This window comes from Rhodopseudomonas sp. BR0G17 (assembly GCF_010907025.1).
GTDB lineage: Bacteria > Pseudomonadota > Alphaproteobacteria > Rhizobiales > Xanthobacteraceae > Rhodopseudomonas > Rhodopseudomonas palustris_H.
In genome coordinates this window covers 1-537 of sequence record NZ_QUML01000109.1, presented here as the reverse complement: position 1 = coordinate 537, position 537 = coordinate 1, and the positions used below count along the sequence as shown (strand labels likewise).

1 pseudogene is annotated in these 537 nt (G+C 69.6%); it reads left to right on the top strand.

What is annotated here, in order from left to right:
- Positions 1-38: 38 nt before the first annotated feature.
- Positions 39-537 (top strand): annotated as a pseudogene (locus tag DY467_RS25420) (SPOR domain-containing protein); the annotation flags it as partial.

Sequence of the window (537 nt, the reverse complement as noted above, 5' to 3'; positions counted from 1 at the left end):
ATACCATGCTGACCGTGTTCGCGATCCTGGCGCTTGCGGTGGTCGGCACCGGCGGCGCTCTGGCTTATCGCAACTTTGCTGGCGTCACGCGCAGTGGCGAGCCGCCGGTGATCAAGGCCGACACCACTCCGACCAAGATTCCGGGGCCGTCGAACGATAACGCCGGCAAGCCGATCCAGGACCGGCTGGCCTCCGGCAACGGTGTCGAGGCACTGGTTTCGCGCGAAGAGCAGCCGGCGGCCGACCCGTCGCGGATGCCGGGATCGGGTCCGCGCGTCGTGCTGCCGCAGCTCAATCAAAACCCCAATCCGCCGACGGTGGCCAGCGTCGCGCCGGGCGCCAAGCCGAACCTGACGCCGCCGCCGAACAACGGCACCCTGGCGGGAGACGAGCCGCGCAGGATCAAGACATTCAGCATTCGGCCGGATCAGGCAGAGCAATCTGGTCAGCCGGGCGCTGCGTCCCGGCAGGCCAGCCGCACTGCACCGCCCCCGGCGGCTCGCGCACCGGCAAGGAGCGTCGAGGACGCCAATGCCT